The sequence below is a fragment of the Streptomyces microflavus genome (genome assembly GCF_014650075.1).
Classification (GTDB): Bacteria; Actinomycetota; Actinomycetes; order Streptomycetales; family Streptomycetaceae; genus Streptomyces; species Streptomyces microflavus.
The window spans coordinates 106,885-125,873 of the sequence record NZ_BMUG01000018.1; the positions used below are offsets into that span (position 1 = coordinate 106,885).

An 18,989-nucleotide genomic window follows, 5' to 3' on the forward strand; every position below is an offset into this window, starting at 1 on the left:
AGCATGTTCGCGATCACGCTGCTGCTGTCGCCGTGTAGGGCGCGTGGGCGGAGCAGACCGGATGGATCGCAGACAGGGCGACAGAAGCTCGCCGTGATCTGCCGGTGGCGGATCTAGGCCAGCACTTCACGCGAGATGAGTAGTCCCCCACACGCACATCGATCGAGAGCGAACCATGCACCCTCTGACAGCCAACAACCTCACATCCGCCAACTCCGGCCTCTCCGGGCTGGTCGGAGACACCCCGCTACTTCGGGTCGCCGAACCTCTGGCACCGGCCGGACACGGCTTCTGGGCAAAGCTTGAGGGCTTCAATCCCGGTGGCATCAAGGACCGCCCGGCGCTGCATATGGTGGAGCGTGCCCGTGCCCGTGGGGACCTGCGTCCTGGCGGAATGATCATCGAGTCCACCAGCGGCACGCTCGGCCTGGGGCTGGCTCTGGCCGGCATGGTGTACGGACACCCGGTCACCCTTGTCACCGACCCTGGTCTCGAGTCGTCCATGACTCGACTGCTCGCCGCCTACGGGGCACGGGTCAACGTGGTGTCCGAGCCCCATCCGACCGGCGGCTGGCAGCAGGCACGCCGCGACCGTGTCACCCAGCTACAGGAACAGCACCTCGACTCCTGGTGCCCGGACCAGTACAACAATCCCGACAACGTCTCTGCCTACACCCCGCTCGCGCTGGAGCTGGCCTCTCAGCTGGGCCACATCGACGTACTGGTGTGCAGCGTCGGGACGGGCGGGCACTCCGCGGGTGTCTCGCGAGTGCTGAGCCAGCTCTATCCCGACCTGAAACTGGTCGGAGTGGACACCGTCGGCTCGACCATCTTCGGTCAGCCGGCCCGCACCCGGCTGATGCGTGGCCTCGGATCGAGCATCTATCCGCGCAACGTCGCCTACGAGAACTTCTCCGAAGTGCATTGGGTCGCCCCGTCCGAGGCAGTCTGGACCTGTCGGCAACTGGCCTCCTCCCACTACGCCACCGGCGGGTGGAGCGTCGGGGCTGTCGCTCTGGTCGCCGGCTGGGTCGCGCGCACGATGCCCGCGGACACCCGGATCGCGGCGATCTTCCCCGACGGTCCCCAGCGGTATCTGGGGACGGTGTACGACGACCACTACTGCGAGGCCCATGGCCTGCTCGACGGCCCGCCGGCCGTCGAACCGGAGGTGGTGGGGCGCCCCGAAGAGAAAGAGGTCACCCGCTGGACCCGGTGCACTACCGTGATCGATCCAGTGAGCGTGCCGCAGGACGCCGAGGCGGCTTCGGACGGCGAGGGCCGGCTGTGAAGAGCCCCTTCGGTCAAATGCGCACGTTCGAGCGCAGCGTGCAATTGTTGATGGTCAATCAGTTCACCATCAATCTCGGCTTCTACATGCTCATGCCCTACCTTGCTCAGCACCTGGCCGGAAACCTGGGGATGGCCGCCTGGATGGTCGGCCTGATCCTGGGCGTGCGGAACTTCAGCCAGCAGGGCATGTTCTTCTTCGGCGGCACGCTGGCCGACCGGTTCGGCTACAAGCCGATGATCATCGCCGGTCTGATGCTGCGTATCGTCGGATTCGCTGTGCTTGGCCTTGTCGACTCCCTCCCCGCTCTGCTCGCCGCCTCGGCGGCCACGGGGCTGGCAGGAGCACTGTTCAACCCCGCGTCGAGGGCCTACTTGGCCCTCGATGCAGGGGAGCGGCGAGTGGAGGCATTCGCGCTGTTCAACGTCTTCTATCAGGCTGGGATTCTGCTGGGTCCGCTCGTCGGCGTACTGCTCACCGGCGTCAGCTTCCGCCTGACCTGCCTGGTGGCCGCCGGTGTGTTCGCAGTGCTGTCCATCGTGCAGATCCGGGCTCTCCCGGCCCGCGTCGGGCAGCACGGCGACGACAACTCGGTCTCGTCGGTGCTCTCGCAGTGGCGCACGGTGGTCTCCAACCGGCCGTTCCTCCTGTTCTCCATCGCAATGATCGGCTCCTACGCCCTGTCCTTCCAGGTCTATCTGGCACTTCCGCTGGAAGTCCGCCGTATGGCCGGGAACGAGACGGTCAACACCGTCGGCGTGGGACTGCTCTTCGCCGCCTCGGGGCTGGCCACCATCGTCGGACAGACCCGGCTCACCGCCTGGGCCAAGGAACGCCTCGGCACCGGAAGGTCGTTGATCGCCGGGCTGGCCACCCTCGGAGCGGCCTTTCTGCCACTGCTGGCGGCCACCGCGGTACCGGTGCCCGAAGAGGGACCCGCCCGCTGGGCACTGGCCGTCGTGCCGCCCCTGCTCTCAGCCCTGCTGCTGGCCCTGGGGACCATGCTGGCCTACCCCTTCGAGATGGACACGATTGTCGCACTCGCCCAGAACCGGTACGTAGCAACGCACTACGGCTTGTACAACACGATCTGCGGCATCGGCATCACCGTCGGCAACCTCCTAACGGGAGTGGCTCTAGACGCCGCACGCTCGGCCGGAGCGCCGGCCCTGCCCTGGATCGTCCTCGCCGCCATCGGGGGCGGCTGCGCGCTTGCCGTACTCGGCCTGCATCGAACCGGCCGCCTGACGCCGGCTCCAACGCCCGAGATGCGATCCGCGAAGGTCTGACCGATCCGGCTGGGGGCGGGCGCGACACGGTTCCCGCCCCCAGCCCCGCCGCGCCCACTTCCAGGAGCGATTGATGCCCACCCCCGAACCACCGGACTCCCCGGCTCTACGCCTGCACCCCTTTCGCGCGGTGCGCTACGACCCTCTCCGTGTCGGCGACATTTCCGGCATGGTGTGTCCCCCGTACGACGACATCGGCCCGGACCGAGTGCGCACACTGCGCTCCCGGCCACACCACATCACCCGGCTCCTGCACGCTGAGAACGCGCGAGGCACCGCCGCACACCTGGACCGCTGGCTGCGTCGCGGTGTCCTGGTTCGAGACCCTCGGCCCACCCTGTATGTGTACCAACAGCACACAGGCCAAGAGGTGCTGCAACGTGGCGTGATCGGCGCCTTGGATCTGCCCCGCGATGGGGAGAGCACGGTCATTCCGCATGAGGGCGTCCAACCGCATGTGGTCACGGCGCGTGCTGCGCTGATGAAGGGGCTGCGCGCCCAACCCGAGCCGCTGCTGCTCACCTACAACTCCGCGACGCGATCGGCAGCGGGGGTCATCGACAGCCTCACCCAGCTGCCACCCGTGGCTACGGTTCGCATCGGTGGCGTCACACACATGCTCTGGGCATGCACCAGTCCCGAGGACCAAGCCCTCATCGCAGCCGATCTGGCACCCCACCAGGCCCTCATAGCGGACGGCCACCATCGCTACGCGGCCTGCATCCAGCTGCGAGATCAGCATGGGCCCGGCCCGAACCCCTGGCAGAGTTGCCTGGCCCTGCTGGTCGACGCCTCCACCTATCCCCTGCGAGTGGCGGCAATCCACCGCGTCATTCCCGGCCTCGGCGCGGACAAGGCAGCCGCGGCAGCCGCCGATGTCGCCCGGGTACGGCCGTTGCCCGCGGGCGCTCGCCTGCCCGGGCCGGGCGAGCTGGTGCTGACGGGCGCCGGGCGCGCCTGGGCGGTCACCGATCCTGATCCGCAGGCGTTGAACGAGGCGCTCACTGGAAAGCCGCAGCAGTGGTGCGATGTGCCCGCTGCCGTCACCGACCATCTGTTCCTGGCCCAGGCATGGTCTGTGCAGAACCTGCCTGGTGCCGTACGCCACGTGCATGACGCAGGCGAAGCAACAGCTGCTGTGAGCAGGCCCGGAAGCGGAACAACCCTCCTGTTGCCCGCGATGACCGAGAGAGCCGTGCGGGAGCTGGCCGGTGCCGGGGTCCTGCTGCCCCGCAAATCCACCTCCTTCGGTCCGAAGCCGGCCGTCGGCCTCGTGCTGCGCGTCCTTGACAGCTCCTGAGCCCAGGCAATCCGCCCCTCTGTCCTTGTCCACGACCTGTACCTGAAAGGCTCAACCGTGTCTCCAGCCCAACTCGCCGACCGTGACGCAGCCACCGTGCCGCGGCAGAGCCCGCGGCCCGGCCGTGCAGAATTGCGAAGAGCGGGATCCCGCCGTGCACGCCGTGCCCGCCGCGGGGACTCCCTGTCGGCGCGCTACCTCGGCTACGTCGGATACTTCGTCGGCGCCGGACTCATCAGCGGCGCCGTCGTGCACTATCCACTGGACCCGGCCCGCTACACCCGGATCGCCGGCCTTGGCGTTCTGGTCTTTCTGGCTGCCACCGTCCTGAACGAGTTCGTGCTGACCCGCCAGCGTCCCGCTGTGCCTCGCGTGCTTCTGGTGATAGGTGCGTCGCTGCTTCTCTCATTCGGCATCGGGATGCTCAGCGGTGGCATGCAGCACTTCGACGACTTTCCGGACCGGGCAGCGGTTCTGATCCCCCTCGGGATAGCAGTGTCCTTCGTCGCGTACTACCTCAAGGAGGCGGAACGACCCGCGCGTCGAATCTTCAGCCTGTTCGGGCTCGTCGTTCTGGTCACCACACTTGCCGCCTTCTTCGGCCTGCGCCAGCTCGCTGCCGGCATCGGCGAGGAGCCCGAAAGCGGCGGGCACAGCCATGGCAGCGAGGAGCCTGCGAGCGGGGGCCAACAAGTCGGAGATGCACCTGCCGAGTCAGATCCACAGCCCTCGTCGCCCGCGACAGCTCCTGACTCGAGCGAGGGGGGTGGAGAGGAGGAAGGGGGCGGTCACGCTCACTAGTTGGAGGGGCATGAGGTGTCACTGCGCGAGTCGGAGTCGGACGCGCTGTTTGGAATTGGCGTGCCGCGGCGGAACGTAATACTGAGTGACAGGTGAGCATCAGAAGGTGCTGTCAATAGGGGCTTGGTGGTCGCAGCGGAGGACACGTTGGCCTGCTCGGCTACTGCGTGTCGAACGCCGTGCTGGATGGCTTCTCCAGTTTGTCCTCTCCGCGGCCGTCCTCATCCCGCTGTGCCGTGGGCGGAGCGGTGCATGGCTCCCTGGACGGCCAGGTCCTCGCCCAGGAGATCAGCCACCCTGACAGGGTCTTGATCTCCGGGGCCTGGGGACCTTCTTGACCTGTTCGGCGAGCGTCTTCACTTCGGCCGACTTGGCGCGGGATGGGGCAAGGTCTGCTATCTCTACTGCCTGGCGGTTGAGGCATCATCCGCGGCCTGGGGGCGGCTGTGCTAGCCCTGCGAGGCGGCAGCCGAGGCCGCGGCTTGGCCGTTGTGTCCGGCCGCGCTGTCGCCGCTGCGCGGCAAGTACCGTGAGCACCAGCAGCGCGAACAGCGGCACAGCGGGGCCGCGGCACGATCGGGTGCTGCTGGTCAAGCCCGCCGTCGTGCGGACACACGGGCAACAGCGTGACGTTGAGGTACCCGCGCGATGCCTGGCTCGGCGGGCATGGATCGCGCGAGGCATCCCATGCTGAGCTTGGCCCACTTGCACTTGCCGCCCTGGCTCGGCCGACTGTGAACCGTCCCGCGCTGAGCTCTCCGCCGTGGGCTGTTGGGACTACGCCTCGCCGCTGGTCTGGGGTACCGGCTTGCCCGGGGGTGTGAAGGCGGCGAGCACCGTCGCGGTGATGTGGTCAGCGGCATGGTTGGGCGTGAGGCGGCCGGCGCGGATCTCCTCTGCCGCGCTGTGCATGACCGTGTGCAGGATATTGACCAGCCACGCGATCGACAGGTCCGTACGGAAGACCCCCTCGGCCCGGCCGCGGGCGACCAGCGTCTCGACCCGGGCGGCGGGCCCGGCATGCAGGTCGCGGATGCGTCCAGCGGAAAGTTCGCGTTGAGCGGCGGCGAGCAGCGCCCGCGCCTGGTTCACCAGCTGCCAACCGGCCTCAATGTAACGCGCCAGGGCGAGCAGCGGATCGCCGGTCAGGTCGACCGCATCCAGTGCTTCGTTGCCCCGGTCGACGGCGCGGCTCATCGCCGCGTCGACGACCTCCGCCCGGGAGTTGAAGTGCGCATACAGCGTCACCCGGCCCACACCCGCGGCCCGCGCGATCTCACTCAGGCTCGCTTCCGGGCTCCTTCCGAGACATTCGCCTGCCGCCTGCACGATCGCATCGATGCTGCGCAGAGCGTCGGCACGCTTGGCGGCCGTGGAGTTCTTGCTGCCCATACGCCCACCCTACCCCGAAATCGTACAACCTTGTTTGGCTTGTACCCTCGGGGCGTATAACATGAACACCACTGTATGACTTAGTGATGGAAGGTGAGCGCCATGAGCGATACTGACAGCACCACCACACGCGCGCCGGATGCACCGCATCCGCAGCGCTGGACGGTCCTGGGACTGCTGGGACTCGCCCAGCTGATGCTGATCCTCGACATCACCGTCGTCGCGATCGCACTCCCCGACATGGGCGCGGAACTGAACCTGGACCGCGCGGCACTGACCTGGGTGGTCAGCGGATACGCCCTCACGTTCGGCAGCCTGATGCTGCTCGGCGGCCGGGCCGCGGATTTGTTCGGTCCCAAACGGGTCGTCCTCGCGGGGCTCGCCGTATTCACCGTCGCGTCGCTGGCCGCCGGATTCGCCACCGGTGCCCCGCTGCTGCTCGTCGCGCGGATCGCTCAGGGGATGGGCGCCGCGATGGTCTCGCCCGCCGCCCTCTCGGTGGTGGTGCGGCTGTTCGACGGCGACGAGCGCAACCGAGCCCTGGGCATCTGGTCGGCGCTCGGCGGAGGGGGCGCCGCCCTCGGCGTGCTGCTGGGCGGACTGATCACGGCAGGTCCGGGCTGGGCCTGGGTTTTCTTCGTCAACGTCCCCGTCGGCCTGATCGTCCTTGTTTTGCTCGCCCGGATCCTGCCGAGCCTGCCCCGCGCAGGCACCGGCTCCCTCGACATACCCGGCGCCGTCCTGGTCGCCGCCGCGACAGGCGCTCTCATCTACGCTCTGATCCGTGCCGGTGACCACGGCTGGCTCGACATCGTCACCGTGGCCTTGGTCGCCGCCGCGGCAGCTGCCTACGCCGCCTTCGCCCTCTGGCAGCGCCGAGCGGCGACACCGCTGATGGACCTGCGTCTGCTCGGTCGGCGCCCGGTGGTGGCGGGCACCTTCGTGATCGCCGTCACCACGGCGCTGATGGTGGGGGCCTTCTTCCTCGGCTCCTTCTACCTCCAGAACCATCAGGGCCACGGTGCCCTGATGACCGGCGTGCTGTTCCTGCCGGTGGCACTGCTGACCATGGCGGCCGCCGCAGCCGCCGGCCGCGTGATCGGCCGTCTGGGAGCACGGCTGCTGGCTGTGCTCGCCCTGGGCGTGGCAGCTGTCGGGTTCCTCATTCCGGCGCTGTGGTCCGGAACCATGGCGATGGTCACCGGCGTGAGCGTCGCCGCAGCGGGACTGGGTGCCCTGTTCGTCGTCGCCTCCGCCACCGCACTCGCCAGCGTTGCCCCCCATGAGGCCGGGGTGACGTCGGGCATCGTCAGCACCTTCCACGAGTTCGGCGCTGCGGCAGGCGCTGCGGCCGTCTCCAGCGCCGCCGCCACGAGCATCGCCGCGCACACCGGTGTCCGGACCGCGTCCGGCTTCGACGACGCGTTCCTCGTCGCCACGGCCATGGCCGCGGTCTCCGCCGTCATCGTGATGTGGCTCATCCCCGCCAAGCACCAGTAGACCCCGTGCCCACGGCCAGTTGGGACGGGCCGGGCCAGCACTTCCTCAGCCGCGGCGCAGCCGAAACTCGTCCCACGGGCCCTACCGATCACGGCACGGCGGCGATCCGAAGCGGGCACCGCACGCCCTCGGCATGCCCAGGGAGGCACTGGATGAATTACGGCAAGCGTCGGCTGCTGAAGGCCGGCATCCCCGCGGCAAGTATCGCTGCGGCACCAGGCGTCACCCTCTGGACCGGCGGCACACAGCAGGAGGGCGACAACGGGCAAACCGGCTGGCAGGAGGCGGTCGTCGAGCGGGGCCGGACCGTGATGTCCTTCGACCTCTGAAGAGACCACCCATCACCCCAACCCCACCGAGGCGGGCGGCATCCAGGACGTCGTCGTCGACTAGCCCGACGACACCAGACAGATCAACCTCATACGCACCCACCTCCAGCAGGAGGCCAAGGCTTTTGTCCAGGGAGACTTCGGCTATCCCGTGCAGAACCACAGGGACAGCATGTCTGGTCTTACGAAAACTCAAGAGAGCTACGCATTGAAGTCCGATGCCAGGCACGGCCCGACGGGGCCACCCTGACCTACACCACCAAGAAGCCCGCGCTAGGGGACGCCCTGCGCGACTGGTTCGAAGCTCAGCTCAGCGACCGCGGTGACCACGCCGAAACCGGAACGAGCACCGCAGCAGACGTCGCCGCAAACGTCGTACGATCGGAAGTGGGCAGCTTGAACGGCCCGCACGAGTTGAACGAGGGCGTGCCCTCCGTCGCAGTCTTCCGCCGCCTGCGCACCGATGCCGGCCTGTCGGACAAGGCCCCCGAAGATCCGCCCCTTCCTGTGGCTTGTTTTCCGGCCGTCGGGCCTGCAGCGGTGACGCCGATGGCGACTGGCTGCTCTGTCTTCAGTGTCAGCCAGGGTGGTTGCTCTTTCTCGACGACGATGGGTCACTCGCGTCGGGGAGTAGACAGCCGTCTGAAGTCGACTTGGGCGAGTTAAGCCCGCGCGCGTTGGTCACGCGTTGGTCATGCAGGGGCGACACCACTCGCGTTTTGCCTGGTCAGGGCCGGTGCATGAAACGACGACCGGGGCCTCCACCTCCGGCCGCACCCCAGGCGAATAGCCCTCTGACCTGCGCTTTTGCAGACTTGGCGTAGTTGCTCGACTTGCGTCTGTGTCGGCCTGTTCCTAGGCGTTTCTGCCTGTTCCTGGGCGCTGTTGTTCACGCGTTGGTCATGCGCCTTTGTTGGCGGCGTCTGGCAGTAGAAGGGCGGGCGTGGACAGGCCGGGCACGGGCCGAGGTGCTGCACGGAAGCTCACAACGGGACTGAGGGGCCCGGCTCGTCTGAGCCGGGCCCCTCATCGTGACAGTCGGGTGGAAATAGAACGGTGCCTCCCCGACGTTGAGTACCTCCTTACCGAAAGAGGGGGAGGTGCCGGGTAGTGAAGCTGTTCCGTGCGGACACGGCGAACAGCGGCGTGACCGAAGTCGTGCCGCGTCTTGCTGAGGTCGAGGCGGACGTGCAGGGTCTCGTCGAGGCGCACATGGAGACACTGCTGGGCGTTCGGTTCCTGGCGAGCGAGTACGGAACCGGGCCGGTGCACGGGGGCCGGATCGATTCGCTCGGGCTGGACGAGAATGGTAGCCCGGTCATCGTTGAGTACAAGCGCGGCACTGATGCCGGTGTCATCAACCAGGGGCTGTTCTATCTGGCGTGGTTGATGGACCATCGCCGAGAGTTTGAGCATATGGTCCGCGACCGGCTCGGGGGGACGGCCGCGTCCCAGGTCCTGTGGAGCAGCCCGCGTCTGATCTGTATCGCCGGCGACTTCTCCCGGTACGACGTGCACGCCGTGCGGGAGCACCGGCGTTCGATCGACATGGTCCGCTACCGCCTCTTTGGCAGCGATCTGGTCGGCCTGGAGACCGTGGCCTCCGTAAGCGGCGGTGTGCAGGTGGCCCGTAGGGCACGGCGTCAGCCTGTTGCTCAGGCAGCGGCCGATGTCCAGGGTGCGGCGATGGTGGAGGAGCTGGCTATCGCGGTCGACGAGGCTCTGCTCGGGCTCGGGGACGGTGTGAACCGCGTGCAGCGCAAGCAGTATCGGGCGTATCAGCGGTTGCGGAATTTCGCCTGTGTGTGTTCGCCGCAGCGGAGCAAGCTGCTGGTCTACCTGAAGGTTGACCCGGCGGACGTTGGCCTGGTTCCGGGCTTTACCCGGGACGTGCGCGGGCTCGGTCACCACGGAACGGGCGACCTGGAGGTCCAGCTCCGTACGTCGAGGGACGTGGAGCGGGCGCAGGATCTCTTCCGTGCGAGCTTCGCGGCGGCGTGATCGCCCGCTGGCGGCACGGCCGTGGCCGCTTCGGGGCTGCTCTGAGGTCGTGGGGTAATGCCTTTCGACGGGCGAGTGGGACGTGGCGGTGGACTACCAATGGTGCGGGGGATCGCCGGTTTGGCTAACCGGCGATCCCCCGCTATGTTGCCCCGCTCTCGTATGCCGATGATCAGCGTGAACGGCAGGCAGCGGATGTGGCCGCGACCACTGGCATGGCTGGTGGGCCCGTGACGGGGCTCGTCCTGCGTCCGGTGCTCGTGGTCTGGGGGCGGCGGAGTCCGGTGTCGTGGGCGAGGGTCTCGGAGAGGCCGGAGAGCAGCGAACTCGGGGTGTGCGGGGACGCGGTGACGGTCCAGGTGGGCCGTTCCGGGTCGGGGCCGGCCCAGATGGTCCAGGTGTGCAGGGTCTGGCTCAGCCGCTGGGCGGCGAAGGCATCGAAAAGGACGCCCGCGTCCCCGGTGGGCGACATCCAGCGGATCCAGCGTCCGTCCACGGAGTGCTTCCAGCCGGCGTCGGAGAGCGGCTGGGTGGCAGCGGTGACGGCCTTCTCGTCAACCGGGGCACCGACCGCGGTGTCCCAGCCGTCGCCGTCGGCCAGGTTGCTCAGCAGTTCCTGAAGCACCGGAGCGGGGGTGGCGCTGGTTGCGGTGAGGACCCACATGCGGTCGGAGACGGGGGTCTCGTAGGCGGCAACGGTCCATGCGGTCTCGCGGGCCTGGGTTTCGTGGACGTGCTCGATGCGCAGGGTCTGGGACTCGTGGATGGCGTGTGTCGTCTCGTCCGACCAGGTCCGCCACTTCCCAAAGTCACCGTGGGCGTCGAGGAAGGTGTCGAGGAGGGCAGCGTGGTCGCCGGCGTCGGCCAGGTAGACGGGGACGCTCTCCGGCGCCGGCGGGGCCGGTTCGGGCTTGGCCGTAGTGAGAGCGAGCGGGGTGCGGGCTTCCGCGGCGGAGCGCTCGGTGTCGGTCAGGGGCGCCGGACCGGTGCGCATCTCCGCCCCGTGCGTCTTCTCGAATGCCAGCATGGCCTGGGCGGGTGAATCGAAGGTGTCGGCGATCATCCGCAGGTGGTCCTCGCCGTGGAGGTAGACGGACTTGCCGGTGCGGCCGAGGTACGTGCCGACCGCGACGGTGGTGTACCCGTCATGGGCGTGGGCGTGGATGAGGAGCTGGCCGTGGCGAATGTCGTCGTAAATCTTCTGGGCCTCGTTGGAGACCTCACGGACTTCGCTGCGGGTGTACCAGGGCATCGGGTAGTTGGCCCAGGTCCATTCCTCGTCCATGGCCTCCTGGAGCCGAGGAGCGATCTCGACGGTGATCCCCTCGGAGGCTAGGTGCAGTGCCGCGTCCTGTGCCCAGTAGGGCTCCTCGGAGTCGATGCGCACCAGGGCCAGGACGTTGTCCGCTACGACGGTCCAGTCGGCTGCCTCAAGGCCCATGTGGGCAATACGGGCCTGGGTGCCAGTCAGGGTGGCGGTCACGGCGCTGGAGTGCGTGGGGTGGACGTCGAGGACGACGTGCGCGTCGATGGAGGGTGTGGTTGTCATGGAGCGTCTTCTCTTCTGCCGGTGGCCGGATCTTCGGGTCCGGCCACCGGCGTATGTGGGGCGCTAGCGGGCAGCTCGCGCGGGCCGAGCGGTGGGCGCGACGGCGGCGGTGGTGGTCGGCGGCCCGGCGCGAGCGGGGGGCGCAAGTCGGGGCCGTCGTGTCGGCGCCGGCACGGTGGCGTGCTGCCAGCGGCTGCGGATCGCGGCGATGTCGGCGAGAGAGCGGCGGGCGCCGACGACCAGCTGGAACGGGGTGTTCGCCGAGTCGCCGGCGTACGCCTCGATGCGTCGGCCGGCCTGGTCGACGGTGGCCAGGAGGGAACGCTGCAGGGTGCGTTCGCCCCAGTAGTCCAGGGAACCGGCTGGTTCGGCCAGCAGGCGGATCACGTCGCGCGGGTCGTTTCCGTCGTCGAGTACGCCGCGCTGTTGGGCTTCCCACAGGACGGTGACGGGGTCGACGGCCTCGCGGCGGCGGACAAGAGCGGTCAGGCACCGCCACAGGCCGGCGTGCAAGGGGATGGTGAGGTCGTCGGGCAGTAGCCAGCGGACGTTTTCGATGTCGGCGGGGTGGGCGGTGGCGGTGGCGAGCAGTAGCTGTTCCTCCTCGACCGCTTCGCTGCGGTTAGGCGCGACCTGCGGCGGGACCGTGGTGCGGGGCAGGGCTCCGGCGCGGGGCGGGAAGCGGCTCGCGATGTCGTCCACGACTGCGCTGAGGGCGTCGGCCTCGGCGAGCGCCGTCTGGACGGGGTTCGGGAGGGAGGCGTCGTGAACGGTCTGGACGAGGTGTTCGGCGGCCGTCTGCAAGCGGCGGCGGGCGTGCTCGGCCTCGACCATGCGTGCGTAGGCCGGTGCGTGGCGGGGCCAAGGGCATACCTGGATGAGGGTGTGCAGGTAGGAGGCGGACAGTCCGCGCGCCTGTTCGCGTCCCAGGGTGAGGACGCGGTCGAGCCATTTGGTGTTCTTGGCATGCTCGGCGGGATCGGGTGGCGGCAGGGTGCTGATCGCGGCGTACAGGGCGGCGTGCGGGGCGGTGGAGAAGGAGTCTTCGGCGATGCCGTTAACGTCGCGGAGACGGTGGGGGTCGAGGAGGAGGGCGCCGAGAAGGGCCTGCTCGATGTGGAACACCGGCTGCGGCGGCGTGATGGCGTCGAGGTCGTCCTCGTCGGGTTCAGGGGCGGCGGGCATCAGGCGGCGAGGGTGAAGTCGTTCGGGTCGAGAGTGACGCCGAGGTGCGGGGCGAGGAGGTGGCCGGCGAGCAGCGGAGGTACGGCGTTGCCGATCTGGGAGAACTGCTGGCCCTTGTTGCCGGCCCATGGGTAGTCGGCGGGAAAGGTCTGCAGGAGTCCGGCCTCGCGGGCGGTGATCCGGATGGGCTCGGGCACTGCCGGCGTATCCGCGGTCTCCACCGTGACGGGGGTTGGTTCGGCGACCCAGGTGCACTCGTTCGCCCGGTGCCCGAAGAACAGGGTGCCCGCTGGCTCCGACAGGGAACGGACGGTGGCGTTGGCCTGGTTGTTGTTGCGCAGGGACCAGGTCCAGCGATGCGCCTCGCCGGTGAACGTCGGCGCTGGAGCGTCGGCGGCCCGGTTCTCACGGGTACCGTGCCGCGCCGCCCATCCTGTTCCTTCGCGGCGGGACTGCAGGACCACACGGTCCGCCCGGGGCGTCCAGGTACCCCGCTCCCGGGCATCGGACAGCGCCTTGCGGGAGCCCGAGGGGAAGGGTTCAGGCCCGCCCCCGGGACCGCCACCGGCGCAGACCGTGGGGACGGGTCGGTCGGTCGCACCCCACCCGAGGGCCTCGGACATGCTGACCCAGCGGGCCCGGCCGGGACCGAACAGCGAATCGGGCTCAGCTAGTTGAGCGTGTGTCGGCGTGGGAGGCTGCGCCGTGCGGACGCGTGAGGCCAGGAGGATGGCCCGCCTCCGTGTCTGCGGAACGCCGAAGTCGGCGGCGTTGAGAATCCCGCACCAGACGGAGAACCCCCAACGGCGCAGGACGGCCGCATACTGTTTCCACAGTGGCAGGACGTCCGGTACTTCCTCCATAGCGACCCAGTCGGGCTCGCCGACCGTGTTCAGGGCGTACAGGTAGCGCATCGGCTCGGCCGCGAGCAGGGACCGCTCGTCGCGGCAGGCGGCAAGGATGCGTTCGCGGGTGTCGCGTCCGGCGGCGAGGTCCTCGACCGCCGCGTGCACCAAGGGCTGGTCGAGCAGGCCGAGGCGCTTGCCGGCCATGCTCCACGCCTGGCACGGCGGAGAGGCGATGACACCGCGGGTGCGGCCGACGACCGGCCAGGTCGGATACATCGCCACGTCGGTACGAATAGTCAACTGGCCTGCGGCAGAACGGGTCTTGCACGCCCACTGGTCCCATTCCAGGCCGACGTCCCGTGCCCCGAGGACGTGCAGCGCGCTGCTCCAGCCGCCGGGGCCGGCGAAGAGGTCGAGTATCACGTGGCCAGTCCGAAGTCGTCCCGCGTCAGTGCTTCGGCGTCGCCGCGGCACGCCCAGGGCGAGCAGCCGTCCTCGACGCCGTTCTCCAGCACCTCGGCCTCATCCGCGCCGATGTGGAGAGCGGCCCGTTCGGCGGCGGTCACATGGTCAATGGGCGCCTGGCTCAGGGGGACGCGGGATCGGTGCAGGAATGCCTCGCCGAGTAGTCGGTTGCCCGATGCGTTGGCGCGGGCGTTGCCCTGCCGGATGGCCGCGTCGAACTCGACGACATCCGCCCACTCGGACGGAGAGGTGTCCCTGATGTGCCGCCACTGCGCATTTCCGTGGAACGGGCAGCCGAGGCAACTCGATTTCGGCGTATCGGCAAGCCCGTGAGAGGTTAGATAGCGAACGCATGCGGCACGACTCCAGGACATGTCCAGAAGGGGGTGCCGGTTGCGCATGTACTTGACGTCGGCGTCCTTGGCCCGGTGGAACTCGTCGGTGGATATCCCCACCCACTGCTCGACGAATACCCCTTTCGGGATACGTGCAGGGTAGGGGTATCCGAGCAGTTCGCGGACCTTCTGCTTTATCGGCTTTATTTTATATTCGCCCGTACACTGCCTTCGGGTCATTCCCGGTCGCCCATCCTTGTTGAGAATGTGCAAAGGCATGGATGCGAATCGGTGATTCGGGTTCAGGGCGTCATTGCGAATATTTCCGGACGCCACCCGAAGAATGGGGATTCCGGCGGGCTTCGCTACCTTCTCTTCCATGCGGTCAAGGTGGGCGTAAACCGCTTCGGGTTCCCATCCGGTGTCGGCGAAAATTGCGTATTCGACTCTGGGGAGAATCCCTTCGGCCGACAGGGCGAGGAGAGTGCTGGATTGAACTCCCGCACCCAGTGAAAGGGCGCGGAATCGAGGCTTCTCTGAAATGGTCTGTCCTGGGGGTGGGGAGCGTGGGGGCATGCCCTCGGTGCGGCTCGTCTGTCATCGGGCCGGGCGGGATCAGCCGGTCGCGGTGTCTGGCTTGGTGCCGGTCGGGGCCGCGGGTACGGACGGAGGGATTGGCGGCTGCCGCAGGGAGTGCAACGGGGCAGGACGAGAGGGCAGCGCCCGGTCACCGGGGCCTCGTGCGCGCCGCGCTTGTAACCGGGCTGCTGGGCGGCCGAGCGGTGCGGAGCGTCGGTCAGAGGCTTCGGGCAGCCCCCGTTTTCGTGGCTGCGGCGGCGAGCGCGGGTGCAGTGCCGGGCCCCTTACTGGCGGGAGGGCTGCTGATGACGGCGGCCAAGGCGGTGACGCCGACGGAGGTGAGACGGATGCGGTCCTGGAGCGGTCCGCCAACGTAGGCGGAGGGCGCGGAATCCGGTACGCGTTCGGTGAGTCCGTTCGCCTCCAGCGACCGGAGCGTGCCGATCAGGACTCGTTCGTCGCGGTAGTGGACGTACTCCCGGCCCTGGGAGCTGGTTGTCACGACGCTTCCGAGGGCGATCTCCCGCAGTGCGGTGTGGTGCGCGGCGGTCAGCCGGCGGTCGGGAGCGCTGGTCGGATGCGCACGGCGGCGGTTGAGTTCGCGGGCGACGGTGTCGGCGCAGCCCATAGCTGCTGTGGGTGCCAGGGCGGTCAGCGTGCGGGCCATCGGGAGTCCGTGGTCCGTGGAAGCACTGCTCAGGAAGGCGAGCTGCTGAAGGCGGAACATGGCGTCTGCCAGCTCGTGGCTCGCAAAGAGCCGCGCGTTGCTGACAGCTTCGATGGCTGCGTGGGTCGCGGAGGCGAGGTGCCGGGCGGAGGCGACGTGAGCGGCGGGACCGGACGGGGAACCGGCGCGCAGGAGCCGGTCGAGGGTGTCGTTGTGCCGTACGTACTGGTCGGCCAGTAGCAGCAGTCGTTCGACTGGCGTGGGCGGGGCGGCCACATCGAACAGAAGGCCATCGTTGGGCGGTGTCGTCATGCACGGCGCCGGACGGCCGAGGAGCGCAGCGGCGCCGGAGCAGGTCTGCTCGGAGCCGTGAGAGGCTGCGGGACTGCGAGCACGGTGCGGGCCGCCGCGAGGGCTCGGCCGGCGGCATCGAGGTGACTCCGCAGGCGGTTGTGATGGTCGAGCGAGTCGAGCTTCTGCCGTGGCGTGTCCTGCGCTGTGGTGGTGAGGACAAGGAGCGGGGCGAGGGCCTGGGTGTAGTGAGCGACGGCTTGTCCGAGGTGTCCGGCGCTCGCGCCGAGGTGCTCGGCAGGCGGCAGGTCCGCGATATTCGGGGAGAGCTGGTACTCGGCGTCGGCGGCCATGCGGGCAGCCAGGTGGCACAGCAGGCCGATGTGCCGCGTCGCGTTGAAGAGGCCGGTGCTGTCCACGGTGATGCGGTGGCCGCGTACGTCCGCAGTCACGGCGTCCAGGGCCTGGAGCGGCGACATGTCGTCGAGGTCGGTGGGTTCGTAGGTGTGCAGCTGATCTCCAGACATGAGGTTCGGGGGCTTGCCACAAGGAGGCGGGTGACGTGGTCGCTGCCGTGAAGTCGGCGCCCCTCGCGCGGGTGATGTGCCGCGGCCGGGCATCAGGTCGCCCCGGGAGTCGGCGGGGGTGGAGCCGATCGCGGCGTTGGGCACCATGTCGTCGAGCCCGGGTTCGTACGCGGAGGTCGGGACGGAGGAGAGCGGGACGGTCCGGAGCGCCCGCGGGCCGCAGCGGGGTACCCGGGATTCGCGGTGGGTCAGCGACGGCGATGAGCGCCGGGTGACCGGCCGGCGGAGGTGAGGGAATGCCCGAGCCGCTCGACCGGGTGCAGGGTGTGAGTGCTCGGCCCGCTGCTGCTGCTGATGGGAGTGATCACGGCTGCGTCCAGGGCGGCTGCGGGCACGTCGGCGAACCGCCGTTCGACGGGGCGGTCATCGGACAGGTGGGTCACGAACTGTGCGACGACCTGGGTCGGGGTGTCCACGGTGAAGACGGCTGACCAGTCCGTGTCGAAACCGTCGTGGACCGAGTGCGTGAATCGCCAGGTGTGCTCGGTATCCGCGGTGTGTTCGACCTTGCAGTGTCCGTCGGGCGAAGTCCACGTCGTGCCGTGCGCGGTGCCCCGTATTGCCCACCCGTGGTTCTTGGCGATGCTGGCCGGGTACTCGTTGGCGAAGGGGATGCGGTCGGCATACCGGTCGTCGCCCAGCACTTGGGGCAGGGTCTGGGTGACGGCCGCGATTGCTTCCACGGGCACCTGTCGGGTGAACTCAGCTCGCCAGAGGGGCTCGTGGTGCGCGATCGTCCACCAGCCGCTGTCCTGCCGGTCGGGGGTGAAGTCGAGGACCATTTCGCCGCCCGGGCTGTTGAGGAGCACGTGGCCAGCGGGCGGCAGTTTCTCGGGCGTCCAGCCGAACATGTTGATCAGGAGACCGAGGGCGTCGCGGATCTTGTCGACGCCGGCACCCGCCAGATGACGCGGGGAGACGAGGACCACCTCGTCCGGCGTGAACCGCCTCACCGGCCGGTCCGGCCGGAGGTCCGAACGGCGGTTGGTTCAGGCGTGACTGGAGTGGGTGCCGACGGTGGAGCCGGCGGGCGGGCCAGGGCACGGTGTCCGCCCGCGGTGACCGTGATGTCGCGACCACGCGCCAGGGACACGGACGCGTCGTGGTGGACGAGGCCGAGTTCGTCGAGTGAGCCGAAGGTGGCGGTGGTGACGGCTGCGCCATCGATGGTCGCGATCCGCGTACGCCGGTTCCGTACCTCCAGCTGGGCCCCGCCCTTCGCCAGGGCGTCGAGAGCCTCGTACTGTTTCGTGTTCAGCTTGGCCGGGGCCGGCAGCGGTGCGGGCGCTGGTGCCGCCGCGGGGGAGAGGTCCTCGGAGATCCCGTGCGCCACGTAGCGGCAGACCGTGGAGCACAGCTCCAGCTGCCGGGCGGCTTCCTGTAGATGCTCGGTCAGGACGGGCACGGCCTCAGTGCGCTCCTGGCCGCGAAACTGCTCGTCGTGCTCGGTCGGTCCACCGAAGCGGATGCTCTCCAGGGGAGTGGCGGCCAAGGCGTGAGCGAGGTCGGAAGCGGCCAGGGAAGCGGTACCGACGCCGGCGCGCAGAGCGTCCAGTGACTCGCGGCTCCCGGGCACCTGCGTGTAGGGGCTGCCATCGAGAGAGGAGACCTAGGCGAGCCGGGTGGCCATGCCCTGCGCCCGGTAGTAGAGCGCGGACAAGGTGTGCAGGGCCGGACGGCCAGGAGCAATCTCCAGACCAAGGACCGTGGAGCGGAGGTCGGCGAAGTCGACGCCGAGGTGGCGAAGATAGGCGACGTGTGAGGAAATGCCTCGTTGGTTCACGTTGGGGGCCGTTCTTGTCAGCGGTGGTGTCGAGCATCACGGCGCAGCAGGATGTCCGGGACGTAGGGCCGCTGGGACGTACCGGCGGACAGACCCAGGGCGAGGAGGGCGGCTGCGTCGAGGCTGGGGACCACGGGGGCTCCGGCTGTGCGCAGACGCGAGGCCAGTTCGAAGCCACCGGTGTGGAGGACGGCCCGCACTTCGCAGGTCCGTGCGGCTGCGGCGTCGTCGGTGGTGTCACCGATCAAGATGACCCGACAGCGGTCGGGTTCACCCAGCATGGCCAGGTGGTGCTGGAGAGCTGCGGACTTCGGGGTGCCGGGAGCGCGTCGGCCATCGATGCGTTGGAAAAGGTGCTTCAGCCGGGTCTGTTCCACCTCCCGCCGCAGTTGCGGGTCGTCGGTGAGTGACAGGAGGGACTGGGTGTGGCCCTGTGCCGCGATCCACTGCAGAAGGTGCGCGGCGCCGGCGCGCAGCGGTGGCTTGCGGGCAGACATGTGCTCGGCGTAAGTCCGTTGGATGACGGGCCACTCTGCGTCGGTGACCGGCCGGCCGCTGAGACGGTCGTGGAAGCGGCGTCCGGGCAGGCAGTGCTGCTGCCGGTAGGTCGCCGTGTCGACTGCGGGTTCGCCGATGGCCGCCTGGCAGGCGCTCACGGCCTCGACCATGCAGTGGAGGTCGTCCAGCAGTGTCCCGTTCCAATCCCAGACGATGTGTACAGGGGCGGTAGAGGGTGTGGGCAAAGAGAGGCTTCTCCAGAAGGTGTTGTCGGGCAGACCGGGCGTGGTGAACGCGGC

18 protein-coding genes and 1 pseudogene are annotated in these 18,989 nt (G+C 68.9%); 8 read left to right on the forward strand and 11 right to left on the reverse strand.

All coding sequences use genetic code 11. From position 1 onward, the window contains the following. Positions 1-175 precede the first annotated feature (175 nt). The 4 genes from IE264_RS35865 to IE264_RS35880 all read left to right on the forward strand — a co-directional run bounded on the left by IE264_RS35865 (position 176) and on the right by IE264_RS35880 (position 4,681). Positions 176-1,291 carry a PLP-dependent cysteine synthase family protein gene (locus IE264_RS35865; protein ID WP_032758911.1) on the forward strand — a complete coding sequence of 372 codons (1,116 nt, stop codon included), beginning with the start codon at positions 176-178 and terminating at the stop codon, positions 1,289-1,291. Further along, positions 1,288-2,580 (forward strand): MFS transporter, encoded by a 1,293-nt coding sequence (locus IE264_RS35870; protein ID WP_032758910.1) that lies wholly within the window; start codon positions 1,288-1,290, stop codon positions 2,578-2,580. Before IE264_RS35865 ends, IE264_RS35870 begins: the two co-directional genes overlap by 4 nt. A gap of 73 nt (positions 2,581-2,653) precedes the next feature. After that, positions 2,654-3,880 carry a DUF1015 domain-containing protein gene (locus IE264_RS35875; protein WP_032758909.1) on the forward strand — a complete coding sequence of 409 codons (1,227 nt, stop codon included), beginning with the start codon at positions 2,654-2,656 and terminating at the stop codon, positions 3,878-3,880. Between the two features lie 57 nt (positions 3,881-3,937). Beyond that, positions 3,938-4,681, forward strand: coding sequence for a hypothetical protein (locus tag IE264_RS35880; protein WP_158706560.1), 744 nt, complete (start codon positions 3,938-3,940; stop codon positions 4,679-4,681). A gap of 777 nt (positions 4,682-5,458) precedes the next feature. Here IE264_RS35880 and IE264_RS35885 read toward each other — a convergent pair. Then, positions 5,459-6,073, reverse strand: coding sequence for a TetR/AcrR family transcriptional regulator (locus IE264_RS35885; protein ID WP_032758907.1), 615 nt, complete (start codon positions 6,071-6,073; stop codon positions 5,459-5,461). Between the two features lie 102 nt (positions 6,074-6,175). On the opposite strand from IE264_RS35885, the gene IE264_RS35890 reads away from it, so the two are divergent. The 4 genes and pseudogenes from IE264_RS35890 to IE264_RS35900 all read left to right on the forward strand — a co-directional run bounded on the left by IE264_RS35890 (position 6,176) and on the right by IE264_RS35900 (position 9,903). Beyond that, positions 6,176-7,573, forward strand: coding sequence for an MFS transporter (locus IE264_RS35890; protein ID WP_032758905.1), 1,398 nt, complete (start codon positions 6,176-6,178; stop codon positions 7,571-7,573). A gap of 152 nt (positions 7,574-7,725) precedes the next feature. Then, positions 7,726-7,902, forward strand: a complete 177-nt coding sequence (locus IE264_RS35895; protein WP_190167875.1) for a hypothetical protein — start codon at positions 7,726-7,728, stop codon at positions 7,900-7,902. A gap of 387 nt (positions 7,903-8,289) precedes the next feature. Then, positions 8,290-8,394: pseudogene (locus IE264_RS38305) on the forward strand (GNAT family N-acetyltransferase); the annotation flags it as partial. A gap of 618 nt (positions 8,395-9,012) precedes the next feature. Next, the gene (locus IE264_RS35900) at positions 9,013-9,903 is read left to right on the forward strand and encodes a DUF5655 domain-containing protein (RefSeq protein WP_032758904.1); all 891 of its coding nucleotides are present in this window, start codon (positions 9,013-9,015) and stop codon (positions 9,901-9,903) included. A 172-nt stretch (positions 9,904-10,075) separates the two neighbouring features. Here the strand turns inward: IE264_RS35900 and IE264_RS35905 are convergent, their stop codons facing one another. The 10 genes from IE264_RS35905 to IE264_RS35950 form a co-directional block, all read right to left on the reverse strand. Beyond that, positions 10,076-11,452 carry an SPDY domain-containing protein gene (locus IE264_RS35905; RefSeq protein ID WP_032758903.1) on the reverse strand — a complete coding sequence of 459 codons (1,377 nt, stop codon included), beginning with the start codon at positions 11,450-11,452 and terminating at the stop codon, positions 10,076-10,078. A gap of 63 nt (positions 11,453-11,515) precedes the next feature. After that, positions 11,516-12,637: a DnaB-like helicase N-terminal domain-containing protein gene (locus tag IE264_RS35910; protein ID WP_078657548.1), complete on the reverse strand. Its 1,122-nt coding sequence runs from the start codon at positions 12,635-12,637 to the stop codon at positions 11,516-11,518. Further along, the gene (locus IE264_RS35915) at positions 12,637-13,908 is read right to left on the reverse strand and encodes a DNA cytosine methyltransferase (protein ID WP_032758902.1); all 1,272 of its coding nucleotides are present in this window, start codon (positions 13,906-13,908) and stop codon (positions 12,637-12,639) included. Before IE264_RS35915 ends, IE264_RS35910 begins: the two co-directional genes overlap by 1 nt. Beyond that, positions 13,905-14,666, reverse strand: coding sequence for a hypothetical protein (locus IE264_RS35920; protein WP_229887956.1), 762 nt, complete (start codon positions 14,664-14,666; stop codon positions 13,905-13,907). The genes IE264_RS35915 and IE264_RS35920 overlap by 4 nt, the downstream gene beginning before the upstream one ends. A gap of 415 nt (positions 14,667-15,081) precedes the next feature. Continuing rightward, on the reverse strand, positions 15,082-15,843 hold the full coding sequence (locus IE264_RS35925) for a hypothetical protein (RefSeq protein ID WP_032758899.1): 762 nt from the start codon (positions 15,841-15,843) through the stop codon (positions 15,082-15,084). After that, positions 15,840-16,349, reverse strand: a complete 510-nt coding sequence (locus IE264_RS35930; RefSeq protein ID WP_229887958.1) for a hypothetical protein — start codon at positions 16,347-16,349, stop codon at positions 15,840-15,842. Before IE264_RS35930 ends, IE264_RS35925 begins: the two co-directional genes overlap by 4 nt. Positions 16,350-16,597: 248 nt before the next feature. Continuing rightward, positions 16,598-17,362 (reverse strand): SPDY domain-containing protein, encoded by a 765-nt coding sequence (locus IE264_RS35935; protein ID WP_032758898.1) that lies wholly within the window; start codon positions 17,360-17,362, stop codon positions 16,598-16,600. Next, positions 17,359-17,901, reverse strand: a complete 543-nt coding sequence (locus IE264_RS35940; RefSeq protein ID WP_158706559.1) for a hypothetical protein — start codon at positions 17,899-17,901, stop codon at positions 17,359-17,361. Before IE264_RS35940 ends, IE264_RS35935 begins: the two co-directional genes overlap by 4 nt. Positions 17,902-18,018: 117 nt before the next feature. Next, on the reverse strand, positions 18,019-18,192 hold the full coding sequence (locus IE264_RS35945) for a hypothetical protein (protein WP_158706558.1): 174 nt from the start codon (positions 18,190-18,192) through the stop codon (positions 18,019-18,021). A 17-nt stretch (positions 18,193-18,209) separates the two neighbouring features. After that, on the reverse strand, positions 18,210-18,935 hold the full coding sequence (locus IE264_RS35950) for an HAD family hydrolase (RefSeq protein WP_158706557.1): 726 nt from the start codon (positions 18,933-18,935) through the stop codon (positions 18,210-18,212). Positions 18,936-18,989: the final 54 nt, after the last annotated feature.